Consider the following 15706-nt stretch of genomic DNA (forward strand, 5'->3'; position numbering starts at 1 on the left):
CCTGTTCCGTTCTTCCATAGTTCAAAAACAGAGGCTTTTTCCTCTGCTGTAAATGTTCGTCTCATTCAAAAAACCTCCGCAACCCCATGTTTTCACATAACTGTTGCGTTGACCAATTGAATCTACAGCGGCTTTTTTTAATATGTCCCGTTCGTCGGTAACCCGTTTCAGCTCTTTCTGAAGACGGCGGATCTCGGCCTGAACATCTGACTGTTCTTTATTAGTGGAAGAATCCGGACCGTACTTCTTTATCCAGGCGTAAAGGCTGTGGGTGGTGATATCGAGACGTGTTGCAACGCTGGCAACAGAATAACCGCGATCAACAACCTGTTTGACTGCTTCAATTTTAAACTCTTCGGGATAACGCTTACTGCTCATGGGCACCTCTCTTTAAGCCATCTTAAATGACTCTGAGGTGTCTGTTAAACCCGTGGCGATTCAAGTCAGGAGTCTCAGCTCCAATGTTCCCTTCCCACTTTAGAATCAATTCACTTACCTTCCCTTTTAATGTTGCAAGGAGAACAAGCTGTTTCTTCGCGAATACAATCTCTTCCTGATGTATGTTTTTCTTTGCCATTGTAGTGTAGGTTCCATATCCATGTTGATTTATGTTAAGGATTACATTTTATTAACAATATTTTTATTGATTGTAAACACAAATCTCAATGGAATAGCATGAATTAAAGTCATCACGACCATTTTACCTAGTAGTATCAGCATGATAGTAAGTGAAATCAGATTATAAAAAGCAGATAGTCATATCGAACAAAAAGATAATTGAAATAAAACAAAAAACCATCACTGTTAAGTGATGGTTAATGATTTCAATATGGAATTATTTAGTAATCAAACAAAATAACCAGGATTATTAATCAGATCACTTTGTTGAGTACTATGTGCCATTTCAACAAATTCAGACACGCTTGTAATTTCATTGAGTGTGGTGATTGCGAATAATCGAAAAGAAAACTCTTTATTACCTTTTCTTGGGTAGATGTTCAGGAAAAAATTCAACTTTTGACCAACCGGACACATACTTGAAACCGCAGCATAAGATTGTGTCTGTCTGAGGTACTGAGTGAGGAATTGAGCAAGATCAACACCCTCATCAGACGTTAACGACCTGGATGTCTGAACCTTTAATAACCTTACAAGGTTATCTATGGCGGTCTGAATAGGAAGAAGTTCTATCTGAGGAACCTTCAAAAAATCAGCTATGATAATACCAAGTAACTGGCTCTGATCGTTCATGAAATTATGGATATAAAGAAAGTGTGAGTCACCGAATCTTTCAGCAGAATCATACTTAAAATTCCATTCATTCAATACTGCACTGTACTTCATTTTATTCATGGTTAGCTCCTCTTTATATAAAAAAAGATTAACGCAACATTCATCGGTGACGAAATTCTAAGACCCGTTAATTTCGCCCCCTATTGGGGTCATAAAAAATTGTCACGCTACGGCCTGTCTGGCAGAATCCCCTGAAACCGATTTGCGATAAGTAACCCTGATGAAAAACCTCATTAATGATGTTGCGACTGAAGCACGGGCATTACTGAACGGTATCCTCGCTGACTGTGATACCGATGACACAACGGGCACATGCCTATTTGCCAGTCTGCTATTAGCTCGTCTGGCACATAGCAAAGGGTTATCAGCTGTGATTAGAGGTGGCGATGGGAAATCTGACGGCGGGTTATTCACTATGTATGGCGGGTTCGGTCATTACTGGTGTGAGATCTCCAACAACGATGAATTCCATATTGTTGATATATCGGCAGATCAATTTGGCTTCGAAGGAGTTATCGTTAAGAACATCAAAGAGGTAGAAGGCTGGCCACGTTACATCCCTGGAAACCAGGATGTCGTAAATGCTGGAGTTGAGGAGCTCTTCAACCACGGATACTAAATGGTCGAGTCTAAGTGCGATTTATACACCTCAAAACGCCCCCATTCTCGATTCAAGAATTATTGATTTACAAGTAATATCAGAAATATTTAGTTCACTCTAAGGCAAGTGAATGAAGAAGAAATTACCGTCATGGTCACCAGCTGAAGATCTGAAGCTTATAAAAGGGCTTAAGGATGGTTACTCATTTGCAGCGCTTACGTCCATTCTTGGATACAATGAAAGGATAATCCAGTTAAGATGTATCGAGTTGGATTTATACCTTCTCATAAGAGAAAATCTCTCCGAGCCTAACGAAATTACCCTCAAGCCTAACTCTTCAATCAGAGTGCCACCGGCTGAACCAGCTTCAGGTATAACTCTTAAAACCCTGCTAGATAATGGATGGGTAGCACACTGCATAAATGGTGAAAATGTTCTGTACTCTCCAGAATGGTGGCGAACAAGAAACACAAGCCTGTTAGTACCCGAAGATGAGGATACTGATCAGCTACATAAGAAAACATCTTCACACCTCATTACCGGTAAACCGTGGACTCCTGACGATACTCGGGTCTTACTTAAGGCGATACAACATGGTATCAGTAAAACGGCACTTGCCGAGCTTACCTTAAGAAGCCATCAATCCACTCTTCAGCAACTTATAGAGCTTGGAATGATTACCGTGGGCGCTGAAGACGATTCATCTAGTACGGTTATATGGTTAAATAAAAAAATAAGTTCTGCGAAATTATCAAAAAAACGTTTTCTTGATGTCCTGCCACTAATCGAATTCGGCTGGCACATTGATGGATTCGACCTTACCGCCCCAGATTGGTGGAGCAAGCATATAGTGCTTAATGAAATTATCTATGAAACCGTACCAGATAAAACCATTTCAAATTACCCGGCCAGAACTGACATTGATTGTGATAGTGAAAAACCACAACAAATTAAGGAAAGATCAGTGCCTGAACGGAACCAAAGAGAACCACAAAAACCAGCCAAATGGGTATGTGGAAACTATAAGTTTTTAATTACACTTCTATCTGAGCATCGTTCAATAGAAGTGATTGCCAAGAAAATGAATAGGACAGATGGCGCGATTAGGTCACGTCTACAGCATATCGGTATAACGCGTTACGAGAAACCAACAAAACCTGGTGAAAAAGGAAGTGTCATTAAAGCTACATCAATTTCTACAGATATCTTCAGAAACCAGCCATTTTTTGTGAAGAGATTACTCATAGATGCCGGATGGTCTGAAAAAAACAATGAATTGCATTGCCCGGTCTGGTGGAGCAATTATCCACACAACGTTTAACGGGCTTAGTCACGAACTCTACCCTGGAGAACTATATGTTTGATTATTTTAACAGACCATTTGACACTTTCGACTGGGCGCTGATTATAGGATGCGGAATCCTTTTTGTCGGGCACTTTATCTGGAAAATCTTCTTCAGCGATGAAGGCCGTAGGAAAATTGATAATGAAGCGCCGCCTCCAATCATGACTCAGAAAGTAGATGATGAAACGGATGGTAAATAAGCACACAAAAATAAAACGCCCTTAAGGGCGTTTTATTTTATTTCGACAGATATTTAATATTAGACTCTATCAAATAAGTAAGCCTACGGCCATTTCTAACCGTCAGCAGTATAATCACCACAAAAATTACGGCAAGTATAAAAAATATTAGAGCAGTACTTTTTATAATATATTTAATATAATTGGATTTAAGATCATTTCCCGACTTCCAAGCAGAAAGAGGATTTGAAGCAAGCGCACCAGACTTGTAACCAATGTCATAAATATGGTAATCAATAGCTTTATAAAGTTGTGAATCAAACAGTGTGTTTTTGTCTTTGACACTATCCTCTTTATATTCAGGCATTAACAAAACCAAGTTTCCAAGATGATTTTTATAATTGCTATCAGATACTTTTTCAGCAGTAATTATTACACCTCTGAGTAACAGGCCATCGATATCTCCCAGTTTTTTTGCAGTAGCTGGTTTAGGATCTGCAAGTGCTTTTTCAACTGACTTTCTTAGTAAACTCCCTCTGTCTCCATAGATTTCATACAAAGAGTCCAAGTCTCCAGTTTTCATAGCAGTACTTATTTTGTCGGTATTGTATTTATAATTATGAGGCTCATCACCAAATGCAGCAATAAATAAATTAAACCCTACAAACAATACTATGCAACTTGTCATTATCTCAAGTTGTAAACCATTCCCATTAATAATTGCCCCTAGTATTACAATCAATATACATACACCCACACCAACTCTTCCATATATGGAAATAAATGATCCTATCGTATCAAAAGCATTTTCAGGAACTAACTCATTGGAGCGTAGAATGTTGAATATATCGTCAGAAACCTGTTTGACTTGCTCATCTACTGGCATGTCTGATGGAATACAAAACCATAATATTAGAAATATAATAGCGAAGATTAGAGATATAGCTAAGGTAAAATATATAGCTCTATCACGCTTCCGTCTAATAGCATTCTCAACATCATCATATGGATTACTTTGTCTGATTCTAGCCATAGCACATCCTCTAAATTTAACTATTATTTGGAAGACAGTTCTTTTGCTACCATAAAACGCTTCTCCTTCCATTGCGCTGCGCGAGCTTCAAGCTGGGTATGTTGCGTCTTGGCTCGGTCGTGGATTTTTTTAATTTCTCGACCGGCCTCATTGATCTGGTTTGATATGTAATCAATTGTCTCAACATCATATACAGTACGATTAGCTGTTTTGGCTACACGAATACTGCTCTCTTTTACTAACAAAGCTTGACGTCTGGCTTGTTGATTTACAGAATCACCAATTGCCTGAATCAGTAATGAGCTTTTATCACTCCTTTCGGCCTGGTCAATAATAAGATGGCTGCGTTTAGAAGATGGTATCGTTACTTTAATAATAGTTTCAAACTGGTCTACCATCGAGAGGTTATTGAACTTCATCATTTTCATCATCTTTAGGTCTTCAAATGCCTTTTGTTGTTCCGTGATCATGTCATTTCGACGTTTTGTTATGAGGGCGATTTGATGTTCAATATTCATTGCTTCCATGCTCAGCATGGTATTATCAGGCTGATTTTTTAGTTCCTTACGAATAGAAGCCTGAACTGTTTGTAACTTCTCCAGAATGTAATAGGCAGCTACAATGTTAACCCCTGTATTTTTTACACTAGTTAAAGCTTGGTCATACATTCCATCAATATTTTTATTCATTTCAAACAACCCCTCCGATATGCTTTCGATATCCGAGGTTAAAATATCGATTTGTCCTTTAACTGAATCAAATCTTGACATTGCACTAAAATGAAGACCGATGGCTTTCATTATGAAAGGCCCAACATACGGTATCCGTGACAGTTTCTTTTGAAGATAACTTGGTTCGACTGCATTACTGACTTCACGAGCCAGTGCAACAATCTCATTCAGAGTCTCTCCCTTCTTGCCCTGAGATGATGAGCTGACGCTGAGAAGGAGGTTATCAAGATAATTAATATCAGTAGTGTCCTCCAATCGTCCAAAGTTATGCGCGGCATCAATATCACCAATCTGGAAAGATCTGACTGCATCTTTTATTGATGATTCCATACTTACATCAACAGCATATTTATCAAATTCCTTAGCCACTTTGACATCTAATATATCAATACTATTTATGATCTTCATGTTATCTCACCTTATGTTCTTATTTAATTTATTGACCAGCTTCTTGAATTTTTCATGAGCCACTTCATCAATACCACTACAAACACCACTGGCGTTGATGTTCTTAGCCTGCCCTTCCCACATAGGTAATAAATTATCTTTAATATCTCGAAGGCTATCTTTTACATCGACAGCTGTTTCATAGCTCATTTGTGCTTGAACCTGACTTAGTTTTAAACCAACAAGAACTCCCTGAAAGTTATTAACTCTTATCCGTAGCCTGTTAATTGCCATATATTCATTGCTTGTGACACTATAGTCACACTCGTTCTTATTTTTCAGATATGACTCAACAACATCTATGAAAACCTCTAGCTGATGAATATCTTGCGCATAGATTGCCTCCAAACCCTTCGTGATTTCAGCATGAGCGGTTAGCATTTTGAAATGATCAGGTATCCGTTCGCATAGTTTCATAACTACTTTGTTATAAATATCTAGCTGGGCTTTCCGTAAGATTTCGGAACCTGTTAAATGATCGAACATCCGACGAAAAAGATTCTTTTTTCCCTTTGAGAAATTGACTTCCGCTTTTGTCATTGCGTCTATGAGATGGTAAATTTCATCTAAGAGCGACTTTTCAATATCACTCATCTTAACTGCTTCATCAATTGACATTTCATGCCCATTGATGTTGAGGACACATTTTTGATTTGAAATAAGCTCTGGCCCAAATCTATCGTAACTTAATGGGTCTTTAACAAAGGCTTCAACCATCTTAGTGGCATCACTGCTCATTTCAATTCTCCACAAATTTCGATAGAAAAAATTTACCATGTTCTCTTAAACTATCGAAATTCCTGACCATATAATGTCCGTTTTTCGGGGTCGTTTTGCGTTCAAAAAAAGTCGGAGAAAATTTGTCTGTCTATAAGATGGTGTAAACAAGTATAACTATGGTGGATTTCATGGTTAAATTTATACCCATTATGGTGGTAGCGGGCAGAACGCAGGCCAACTCTATTGCCAGGTTTCTACTGGATTCAGTGCTGGTGTGGTCATTATTGTGCTGGCTCAATACAATTATTCCATTCTATGTGCCGTTGGTAATAACCATTACAACATGCACAATTTATGCACGAGTTGGTTATAAAGTATTTTTCAAGCCGTTAACCTTCATGAAAACTAGAAGTTTTTATGTCGATGCTGAAAAACCAACAGTTCAACTCAATTACACATTAGCTGGTGGGCAGGCGAACCAATTTTTCACTTTAGCCCAAAAAACCACCAGCATCCATTTTGTTTACCTTTTCACCTGTCTCGTATACCTGTTTTTGGGTAAATCGCTCTCTAATTACGCAAAAAATATTAAGCGTGGTATATAACTCCATGAAACCGTTAATTATTGTTTTTATCATCTCTGCACTTTACCTCTCTTATCAGCTGATAAGGTCTCGTCGTCCAAAACATTGGTTGATAGTTTCCTCCTCATTGTCGCTTGCGGTTATTGTGTCCTTTCAGTTTCTCGGCGGTGTATTCCTGATCCCGACAGAATCCATGTACCCAACTATAAAACCTGGAGACTTGGTTATCGCTCAGCGTGTAGGTGGTTTATTCGATCATCGCGCTATTAGGCGTGGGGACGTACTCGTTTTTAACGCCCCTTCTGTTCCCGGCGTTTACTATGTCAAACGCGTATTAGGTATTCCTGGCGATACCGTCACATACAACGAAGAGAAAATCTTCTCGATAAACGGTAAACAAAACGGAAACCAGATTAAAAAAGATGGTTTTACTACTCAATACCAGGCAGATACCGACACTGCCGGTCAAAGTTATATCTTCCAGACAGATAACCGTATCGGCTACGTGAAAACGGGTAAGAAATGGATCATTCCCGAAGGATACTACTTTATGGCCGGTGATAACCGAGACCATTCACTTGATTCCCGTTACTGGGACAATCCCCCTGGCACACCTAGGAACCTCAGAGGTCTCATTCCCCATGATAGTCTCGTAGGGCGAGTAAATTTCAGGATCGTCAATTTAGGCTTTCTGGCGCGTGGGGATTCAGGTGACCGTTCCATTAAACAACGACAGCAGCCGCATCAAAGGTAATCAGTCATGATGATCGAAACCTTTTACAAAACCAATAATGTGGAGGTCAGAAGCACTTACGAGGAGGTACTATCTGCCTACCAATTGTGGTTCAGGTTAACAAACCAGCTCTGTAACGATGAAGGATTCGAAGGTTTTACTGCTCATGATTTTTGTGTGCCTGATTTGTTTCTGCGATCAGTCGAATGCCATATCCAACGTGTGTCTGGTTTCCGTCAATTCAAAGAGCAATGCTTAATTAGCCCCGACAATACTATTCCTTTTGCCCTAAGAACAGACCATGAACATGGCTCTGCGCTATTCAATAGGTTTAATGATATATCGAAGTCTGCACTGACATCGCTGGGTATCGATCCAATACGCTTTGGTAACCCACCATTTGGTTTTGCGAAGGCTGTATTTTCGATTCTGAAAATTCACCATGAAGCAAAATTAAATGGATTAGTTGGGTACAGCCAGTTGTGGGCACTTGAAAACCAGTTCGACGAAATCCTGTTTGTTTGTTCTCTACCCGTAGCAGGCTGCGGGAGAATTCCATTTTATGAGGCTCCAGCCATCCCTCCTTACTGGATACCCATCACGGGAACTGAAGCCATCGACCTCTTTAATACCCACAACACCAAAATGAGGAAGAGAGAATGAAATCTATCACGACTGTTCTTTTATGCTTCCTTATCCTGGGTTGTGGAAGTCGGGATAAATTACCAATTCCCGCAACCAAGGCAATAAACGCGCTTCCAGATGCGATGGCAACCCTTTCTAATGCTGGTCTCTGGAATGAAAATGAACTTTCTGGCGCTGAATTCCTTGAAAACAGTGACAGAAGTATGATAGTTGCGAACTTAACGAGCGTTCCATGCAGAATGGTGTTCAGTTACGTCAAGACTTCAAATCATCCTTATTGGATGCCGAGCCAAATTGCTTGTGAGGGAGATGAGAATGATTAACTAGATACACTGATATGCTTCGTCAATCGCTACACGGTGGTATTCTGTTATACAGGCCTGTAAAGTGTATGAGGAAACCATGAACTCTCTACTCCAGCGTGTTGTGATTTACGCCATTGTGATTCTGATATGTAGCGTTTATTGCGTTCTGTACTTTGTGCCGCTCACTTCCATAAAGACGATCAACGCCATAGGCATTGCAAACTTAGTGGTACTGGCGTTACTCACATGGTTGTTAGTAAGACCACGGTTGTTCCAATTGTGGGGTGGGTATCTTGTACTGTCAGCAATTTATTTAGGTGCGATTTACCCTGATTTTCCATATGTTGAAGAAATCATCGTTTATACATTTGCCCTGATTTGTTTATCAGTCATGTTTTACGATGTATTCATTGATAACTGTAATGGGATACTGAGGCGCACCTTTCTTAGAATTAATTCTGAATGAATGGTGACCATATGGTTTTTAGAAAATTGGCAGCAAAAGGAATGTCCCGATGCGCCAAATTCCAGTGGTGCTTTTTCCTGCTAGCGTCATTAGCTTTATTCTTTCTACATGATGGCCCGTTGGTCATTGCGGGCCTCTTTATTACACAATTGTCTCTCCAGATGTCGATGACCCGTACAGGAAAGGAAGTCTTCGGCGTTATTTTTAATATCCAGTCATGGAGAAACAGTGGTGCTAGCCAGCAAACCTATTTTTTCCGGTGGTATATCGGCTTCCCGATTTCCTGCTTGCTATATATTCTTTCTCTTACTAATTATGTGTACGTTCCAGGCGATTTGTATTATCAGTTTATTGCAAGCAGTACTGATGACCTAGCACTCGTAATGAATCGTTTTGCTGTAGGCGTGAGTAACATACTCCCTGAAATCCTTCGAGGCGCATCTCTAACCCTTTCGATGATGATGTTTGTCGCAACATTGCTAAAAAATGTACAACTTGCTGAAGTACGTCGAATTTACTCCTCCATTCAGGATGGAAATGATTCCCAGAAAATTCTCTCGAATATGACATGGGAGCAATTCGAAAAGATTATAAGACTGCATTTCGAACTCAATGGCTACAAAGCAACTCTGACTAATACAGGAGCTGACGGCGGAGTCGACATTCTGCTGCAAAAAGATGGTCGCCGCGAAATGGTACAGTGCAAATTATGGAAAACCAGCAAAGTAGGAGTCTCGGTAGTCCGCGAAATTTACGGTGTAGTGCAAGCCAATGCATATGAGCGGGGTTATATCATCACCTCTGGGTTCTTTACTCAGGATGCATGGGAATTCGCTCTTAGCGCAAATGTTAAAGGAACATTATCGCTTATCGATGGTTCCAGACTTCTGAAAATAATCAAGGATAAAGAAATCCCCCCGCCTGCCACTGAGATAATAAATGTTGGTCCAGGTGAGAATCAAATATACGATCTTAATGTCATACCTAGCTGTCCCCGTTGCCATAGCAAAATGGTTAGAAGAATGTCGAATGGAAATTATTTCTATGGTTGCTCGGCTTACCCAATTTGTAAAGGAACCCGTAACCTCTAGAAATCTATTTTCAAGAAAACCATCTCATTTTGCGGTCGTTTTCAGGCCGCAAAATTTCGAGAGCTACCTCCCTCAAGATATAATCCGTTTATTATCGCGAGAGCATATTTTCCTAATCAATTCCGGGGCAACCATCTCACGCGATTATGGGGCTTTCCATATCATGCTCACTTTCATATACACCGTGAGTTGGGGCTTCGGCCAGAACGAATAGTGATCAACGAGGTTTTCAATGACGAGTGAAAAACGTGGCACAAGTGCTGAATACGGCCAGGAGAAATTACGCGAACGCGCAGCGCAGAATGCTGGAGATGAAACCCCCAGTGTTAAGGCGCGATTTTCTAAAAAAACCTTGAGTATCCTGGTTGCCGGTATCTTTGCGGTAAGCACATTAGGCGCATTTATTTTAATGAATGGTAAACCAGACAAAGAACCGAACCTATCTATCGTCGAAGTTGCAAAGAGTGGGATCAGCGTTAACCCGGATATTGCAAAACAACATGGTATCGATGTGGATGACGATGACCTTGATACCGATGAGGCTGGGCCTCAGCCAACACTGACACTTCCTATCACAAATAATGAACAGGAACCCGCATCAGCGCCCCCTGATGATGATAAAAGTGAACCTACTGTCACAAAGCAAGATAGCGCCGGTGTTTCCCCTGCATCGTCTGATAATCTTGGCGATCAGATGCTAAAAATGGCCACAACCACGCCACCAGCTAACCCGGATGCAAATTCACCAGTTGTATCTAAGTCAGATCCTGCTACGCAGTCATTGGTTGACTCAATTAAGGCTGAACCTGGGTTTACTGACGGTAGCGAGGTTTCACAAAACGCAGAGCAACCTGGAACGGTTGAGATAACTCCTGCACAGGAAATCGCTAAAAAAGCACTATCTGGGGCCACTAGTGAAGCCCCGGCTTCAGCTCCAGTTACAGCAGAACCAAATCAACACGCTGCGGCGCAGACCAACCCGGTTCAAACACCGCCATCACCTACCACACGTGATATTGCAGGTGTTGAAAACATCACTAAAGATACCTCTGGCCATCAAATTGACCCAGCTGAGTTCGGTTATACGGAACCCACTAAAACTACTGCTACGTCAGACTATAAAGCAGCATCAGAAGGCTATACAGCCCAACAGTTTGTTGTTCAGGAGAAGAATGCGCTTACTGGCGCTGACCTGGACTATAGTGGGCACTTTAAAACTGTTGAATACAATTCGCAGGGACAAAATACGGTATTCGTTTATTCAACCTTTTCATCAAAAGTATTCTTGTTACCATCGAAAGGTAAGGTCAACGTATACCTTTCTGATGAAAAAGGTTGGTCAGTCTCACTCCTCCCAGGAAATATCCTGCGGGTACAGCGTTCTGAAAACAAGGGGGCATGGTCGCAGGCAACCGACCTCTTTGTACTCAATGGCGAAAACTCCTACTCGTTGATTCTTCAGGCTGTTGGCGATCCTGATAAACGAACCGATTCCCTCAAATTCACAAAAAAGGAACTTTCTAAGCAAACGGACAAGTTGGCCAAAAAATCCAAAGCCTGACTGTTGAATTGAAAATACGAGCGCATCTTTGGTGCGCTTTTTTTTCGGGAGAAGTTACATGACAGATTCATGCATCGACGGCTTAAGGCTGGTTTCGACCAGTTACCACATTGGTTTACCCTGGATTGAATGGTCAGAGGCGAGATCCTACATCGTATGCCGAGCACTGGTAGATCAGGGAGTAATTGCCGGAACTGCTACTATAGGAACACGTCGAAAAAAGGTCAAAGAACGCATCAATCCAGGAGATCGTGGGTTATACCAAGTCACTGAAACTCAGTACGGATGGATAGCACTTAAGGGTGGTGGCGTGATCGATCCCTGCGGCTTTCTTGGTAACTCTTTTTCCGGCCCGGAACCCCAGTTTTGTATCCTTGAGAATGATGAGTGCTATATCAGGGGTATAAATCCTGTTCAGTGCCCGAGAACTCACTTACCTGAACATCTTGTAAGTGATGAGTTATTCCCGCTAACACGCGGTGTTATGCGCGATACATGCAGCCGTCTGCTGGGTTACAGGTTGCATATACAGGGATTGACTATGTCAGAGGCAGCATACCTTCTGTCGAGACCGCTTACCGATTTTGACCGGTACAGCCGCCTGGTATATGAATACTTTATTAAAATGGGACTAAGCAGCATTATGCCATTAAGCAACATCAAAATGCTGCATCCGAATTTAGCCCGTAAAGGTTGGCGTTCATTTTATAACGACCTGGATATGGACGAACTTGAAGCGTTTCTTAAATGATAAAATCAGGGTTCATCCCGAACCCTGATTAAAATTCAATAATTAGGTATGTAATCCACACCACCAGTCCAACGAGATTCCCAGTGGGCCAGATACAGCGCTGTAACATCTGGTGCGTTATAAAGTACAAGGCTATTTTCACTATTTTTATTGAAAGCCGAACTTGAGTAATTATAACTACCGGTTTCAACAGATATCCTATCAACACACAAATACTTATCATGGTGCAGAAGAAATTGATCATTCGTCCGTAACGGAATGCCCGCGTTAACTACTGTATTCATAGTCGAGACTGCATATCGGTTATTATTTTGCCCTTTGTCAACTACGATCCTGACATCTACTCCCCTTCGGTGAGCATTAATTAATGCTTTCGCAATTACGGGTGACGTAAAAGAGTATGCCGCCATACGGATTTCCTGCTGAGCTGAATTGATCAGATCCAGTATTGCTTTCTGTGCAGACCCTTCAGGTGAAAATCCGACAACGACTCTAACGCCACCAGCCGGTAGCATTACTTCTGTTGGATTATCAGCCTGTGCAAAAGTAGAAAAAAATAATAATCCCAACGATGTCAACGTACTGACCAACACCTCTGATTTCAACATATCCACCTCGTTTAAATGTGACACTAGTAAAGTTGGCTTTCATACTCAAAAAGAAGTTTTCATCCAGATTTTCATATATGTTAATAGACACGGATAAATGTCACCTTATATCACACATTGCTATTGTATAACGCCCTGCTTTAACAATGAAATCAAACAAAACAAATTTTATATTAATAAAGTTCCCGGCTCAAACTCGTTAAATAGCTGGAGAACATCCAAAGATCGAAATTATTAAAACTCGTTATTAAGGATGTTTAAATGAACGCTATCAAATTTGAGAAGTTTAAAACCCCGCTGGTGATCACCGGCATTCTGATTCTTGCCATTGTTACCGCTCACGCTTCTGGTTCAACCCAGGCAGGTTTTGACGATGTATGGCTCAAAATCTCTGATTACATGCAGGGTTCTCTGGGTAAGGTGCTGATCGGTCTTATCGTTCTGGTTGGTCTCGCAGCTGCTGTTGTACGTCAGAGTCTGATGTCACTGGCGGTTGCTGTTGGTGGTGCGATCTCCCTGTACTACTCACCGGACATTATCAATGGCATGATGGCCGCATCCCACGCAGTGCAAACCACTTTACCGGCATTCATGTAACCATCATGGATGTAAAAAAAACCGGCTCTGGCCGGTTTTTTTACATCTTCATATTTTATTTCCCGCCCATAGAAAATTCCATAATCCGATGTAAAGAACTATCCAGACCGCAACGATAACCCGGAACCGACGTTGGTAAGCACTGCGTGTTTTGTGTTTAAACATTCGTTGAGCAATGAAACAACCTGGCCACCCGCCCAGCACAATGAGCGCATCCAGCGTCAGTTCATCCACACGGTACTCGCCAGCAGTCGCGGCCTTTTTATCTTTGTAATAGATGTAAATCGAAATCAGACTCCAGATTGACATCCAGACAAAGGACGATAAATAAAACATAGATTACCTCCTGTTGAGGGCCGCAGTAATAGTTTGATGGTACTATCTTATTGTATTACTCATGAACAGATAAATTTGTATTCTTAAAAATGGGTACAATTTGCCCCCATTTTTAAATCATTCGCGCCGTGTCAAAAGGTACTATGAAACGATATCTAACATAAAGGTAATTCTGATGCCGGTAACTGATGAACAGAACGTGATCATAGGTTTCAAACCTACACCTGGCAGTATTGTTTCAGTACAGGCATACGCGGGGTCTGGTAAGACCTTTACACTAAAAGAATTCGCGGATGCAAACCCCTCACTCAAAATTCTCTATATCGTTTTTAATAAAGCTATTAAAGATGATGCAAAAAAGAAATTCCCAAAAAACGTCGAGTGTAAAACATCTCATGGTTTGGCCGTGACCCGGTACAAACACTTTGCTCATAAATACAGACAGTTTATATCCGTGAGCGAATACCGCGCAATGATGGGTGAAGATGACTGGAGAGTGGTTAAGCTTGCAATAAATGGGCTTACCCATTTCATGAATTCAGATGAACACGAAATTACTACTGAACACGTACTTAAAGACTTAAGTAAAACCGATAAAATATCTCAAAGCAGGTTGGATCAAGCGCTACGTGCAGCAAAACGTACATGGCAAATGCAATCTGACCCACTCAACGATGCCTATTGCTCACCGAATACCATCCTCAAGTTGTTCCAGTTATCGAACCCAGCCCTAGACCAGTTCTACAATGTCATTCTCTTCGACGAATCGCAGGACGCAAATCCGGTAACGATCGATATCGTTCTTAGAAACAACTGCTGCAAAGTTTTTGTCGGCGACCAGCACCAAGTGATAAACCGCTGGCGCGGTGCGGAAAACGCCCTTGAGATTGTTGAAGACCACGGGGCTCAGGTTATGCGCCTGACTAAGTCATTCCGGTTTGGGCCTCTTGTTGCAGCACTGGCCAACGTTGTGCTGTCAATGAAGGGTGAAACGTTCCCCTTGGTAGGCCTGGGTAGTCTTGATGCTATCGTTGAGCCATCGGCGATACAGGATCAAAACTTTTACGCCATCATCAGCCGCACCTACATGGGAGTCATACAATCTGCCTACGAGTCGATTATGTGGGGCAAACGGGTGATGTGGAATGGAGGTATTTCAAAATACCGTCTCGACGAGCTCCTTGATTTACATGCGCTAAAAACAGGTAACATTGCTGCTATTAAAAATAACCGTATCACTACGGAATACGGGAACTGGGCAAATTTTTTAGAGATCGCAGAAACCACCAAGGACGTGGACATGGTGCGGGCGATTAAGTTAATGGAAGTCTATGCTGATATCCCCGGGATGGTTGAGACCATGAGGATGAATGAAGCCAGAACAGAAAAGGAAGCTGATTTAATTGTTACCACAGCCCATACCTCGAAGGGAAAGGAATTTGACCATGTCATCATCAATGACGACTTCCCATCCATTATAGAAGCCGTTGTGATGAAGAAGCCACGGGAAGTAATTATTGACGAACTTAATCTGCTGTACGTAACTATTACCAGAACCAAGAAATCTGTAAACATCAATACTTCGTTAATGGAGCTATTAGAAGAATACCGAAGTCGTATTGAGCGAAATGTTTCAGTAGTGATAATCTGACAAAAAAAGCCCTGGTTAATTCAGGGCTC

General features: G+C 41.3%; 19 protein-coding genes and 1 pseudogene. 12 read left to right on the forward strand and 8 right to left on the reverse strand.

The window, feature by feature from the left end; all coding sequences use genetic code 11:
• The 3 genes and pseudogenes from ACHHZ6_RS22595 to ACHHZ6_RS22605 form a co-directional block, all read right to left on the reverse strand.
• On the reverse strand, positions 1-65 hold a 65-nt coding region (locus tag ACHHZ6_RS22595), incomplete at its 3' end, for a hypothetical protein (RefSeq protein WP_223277046.1).
• A 64-nt stretch (positions 66-129) separates the two neighbouring features.
• Positions 130-378: pseudogene (locus ACHHZ6_RS22600) on the reverse strand (transposase); the annotation flags it as partial.
• Positions 379-846: 468 nt separating this feature from the next.
• Positions 847-1353, reverse strand: a complete 507-nt coding sequence (locus tag ACHHZ6_RS22605; RefSeq protein WP_007372203.1) for a hypothetical protein — start codon at positions 1351-1353, stop codon at positions 847-849.
• 160 nt (positions 1354-1513) lie between these two features.
• Between ACHHZ6_RS22605 and ACHHZ6_RS22610 the strand changes: the two genes are divergently transcribed.
• The 3 genes from ACHHZ6_RS22610 (at position 1514) to ACHHZ6_RS22620 (ending at position 3439) form a co-directional block, all read left to right on the forward strand.
• Positions 1514-1912, forward strand: a complete 399-nt coding sequence (locus ACHHZ6_RS22610; RefSeq protein WP_016241897.1) for a hypothetical protein — start codon at positions 1514-1516, stop codon at positions 1910-1912.
• A gap of 112 nt (positions 1913-2024) precedes the next feature.
• The gene (locus tag ACHHZ6_RS22615) at positions 2025-3215 is read left to right on the forward strand and encodes a hypothetical protein (protein WP_009652915.1); all 1191 of its coding nucleotides are present in this window, start codon (positions 2025-2027) and stop codon (positions 3213-3215) included.
• Between the two features lie 35 nt (positions 3216-3250).
• Complete coding sequence (locus tag ACHHZ6_RS22620; RefSeq protein WP_007372207.1) at positions 3251-3439, forward strand: hypothetical protein; 189 nt, start codon at positions 3251-3253, stop codon at positions 3437-3439.
• Between the two features lie 37 nt (positions 3440-3476).
• Here the strand turns inward: ACHHZ6_RS22620 and ACHHZ6_RS22625 are convergent, their stop codons facing one another.
• The 3 genes from ACHHZ6_RS22625 to ACHHZ6_RS22635 are packed head-to-tail and all read right to left on the reverse strand — an operon-like array spanning position 3477 to position 6367.
• The gene (locus ACHHZ6_RS22625; RefSeq protein WP_016241600.1) at positions 3477-4451 is read right to left on the reverse strand and encodes a hypothetical protein; all 975 of its coding nucleotides are present in this window, start codon (positions 4449-4451) and stop codon (positions 3477-3479) included.
• Positions 4452-4474: 23 nt separating this feature from the next.
• Positions 4475-5590 carry a toxic anion resistance protein gene (locus ACHHZ6_RS22630; RefSeq protein WP_007372209.1) on the reverse strand — a complete coding sequence of 372 codons (1116 nt, stop codon included), beginning with the start codon at positions 5588-5590 and terminating at the stop codon, positions 4475-4477.
• 6 nt (positions 5591-5596) lie between these two features.
• Positions 5597-6367 carry a hypothetical protein gene (locus ACHHZ6_RS22635; protein ID WP_016241598.1) on the reverse strand — a complete coding sequence of 257 codons (771 nt, stop codon included), beginning with the start codon at positions 6365-6367 and terminating at the stop codon, positions 5597-5599.
• Positions 6368-6537: 170 nt separating this feature from the next.
• Here ACHHZ6_RS22635 and ACHHZ6_RS22640 point away from each other — a divergent pair, with 170 nt between their 5' ends.
• The 7 genes from ACHHZ6_RS22640 to ACHHZ6_RS22670 all read left to right on the forward strand — a co-directional run bounded on the left by ACHHZ6_RS22640 (position 6538) and on the right by ACHHZ6_RS22670 (position 12485).
• Complete coding sequence (locus ACHHZ6_RS22640) at positions 6538-6954, forward strand: hypothetical protein (protein WP_016241597.1); 417 nt, start codon at positions 6538-6540, stop codon at positions 6952-6954.
• 4 nt (positions 6955-6958) lie between these two features.
• Positions 6959-7687 carry a signal peptidase I gene (gene lepB, locus ACHHZ6_RS22645; protein WP_007372211.1) on the forward strand — a complete coding sequence of 243 codons (729 nt, stop codon included), beginning with the start codon at positions 6959-6961 and terminating at the stop codon, positions 7685-7687.
• A 6-nt stretch (positions 7688-7693) separates the two neighbouring features.
• Positions 7694-8329 (forward strand): hypothetical protein, encoded by a 636-nt coding sequence (locus ACHHZ6_RS22650; protein WP_016241596.1) that lies wholly within the window; start codon positions 7694-7696, stop codon positions 8327-8329.
• Complete coding sequence (locus ACHHZ6_RS22655; RefSeq protein ID WP_016241595.1) at positions 8326-8634, forward strand: hypothetical protein; 309 nt, start codon at positions 8326-8328, stop codon at positions 8632-8634. The genes ACHHZ6_RS22650 and ACHHZ6_RS22655 overlap by 4 nt, the downstream gene beginning before the upstream one ends.
• Before the next feature lie 459 nt (positions 8635-9093).
• Entirely contained in the window at positions 9094-10173 is a 1080-nt protein-coding gene (locus ACHHZ6_RS22660) for a restriction endonuclease (RefSeq protein ID WP_007372212.1), read from the forward strand.
• A 232-nt stretch (positions 10174-10405) separates the two neighbouring features.
• Positions 10406-11734, forward strand: a complete 1329-nt coding sequence (locus ACHHZ6_RS22665) for a hypothetical protein (RefSeq protein ID WP_007372213.1) — start codon at positions 10406-10408, stop codon at positions 11732-11734.
• A gap of 58 nt (positions 11735-11792) precedes the next feature.
• Positions 11793-12485 (forward strand): hypothetical protein, encoded by a 693-nt coding sequence (locus tag ACHHZ6_RS22670; protein WP_016241592.1) that lies wholly within the window; start codon positions 11793-11795, stop codon positions 12483-12485.
• 35 nt (positions 12486-12520) lie between these two features.
• Here the strand turns inward: ACHHZ6_RS22670 and ACHHZ6_RS22675 are convergent, their stop codons facing one another.
• Positions 12521-13093, reverse strand: a complete 573-nt coding sequence (locus ACHHZ6_RS22675) for a phospholipase D family protein (protein WP_016241591.1) — start codon at positions 13091-13093, stop codon at positions 12521-12523.
• Positions 13094-13354: 261 nt separating this feature from the next.
• Between ACHHZ6_RS22675 and traA the strand changes: the two genes are divergently transcribed.
• Positions 13355-13690 (forward strand): TraA family conjugative transfer protein, encoded by a 336-nt coding sequence (traA, locus tag ACHHZ6_RS22680; RefSeq protein WP_007372215.1) that lies wholly within the window; start codon positions 13355-13357, stop codon positions 13688-13690.
• 48 nt (positions 13691-13738) lie between these two features.
• Here the strand turns inward: traA and ACHHZ6_RS22685 are convergent, their stop codons facing one another.
• Entirely contained in the window at positions 13739-14026 is a 288-nt protein-coding gene (locus ACHHZ6_RS22685) for a DUF1294 domain-containing protein (RefSeq protein WP_007372216.1), read from the reverse strand.
• A 175-nt stretch (positions 14027-14201) separates the two neighbouring features.
• Between ACHHZ6_RS22685 and ACHHZ6_RS22690 the strand changes: the two genes are divergently transcribed.
• On the forward strand, positions 14202-15677 hold the full coding sequence (locus ACHHZ6_RS22690) for a UvrD-helicase domain-containing protein (RefSeq protein WP_007372217.1): 1476 nt from the start codon (positions 14202-14204) through the stop codon (positions 15675-15677).
• Positions 15678-15706: the final 29 nt, after the last annotated feature.

Source organism: Enterobacter cloacae complex sp. 2024EL-00214 (assembly GCF_043945575.1).
In the GTDB taxonomy this organism is placed as follows: Bacteria; Pseudomonadota; Gammaproteobacteria; order Enterobacterales; family Enterobacteriaceae; genus Enterobacter; species Enterobacter cloacae_P.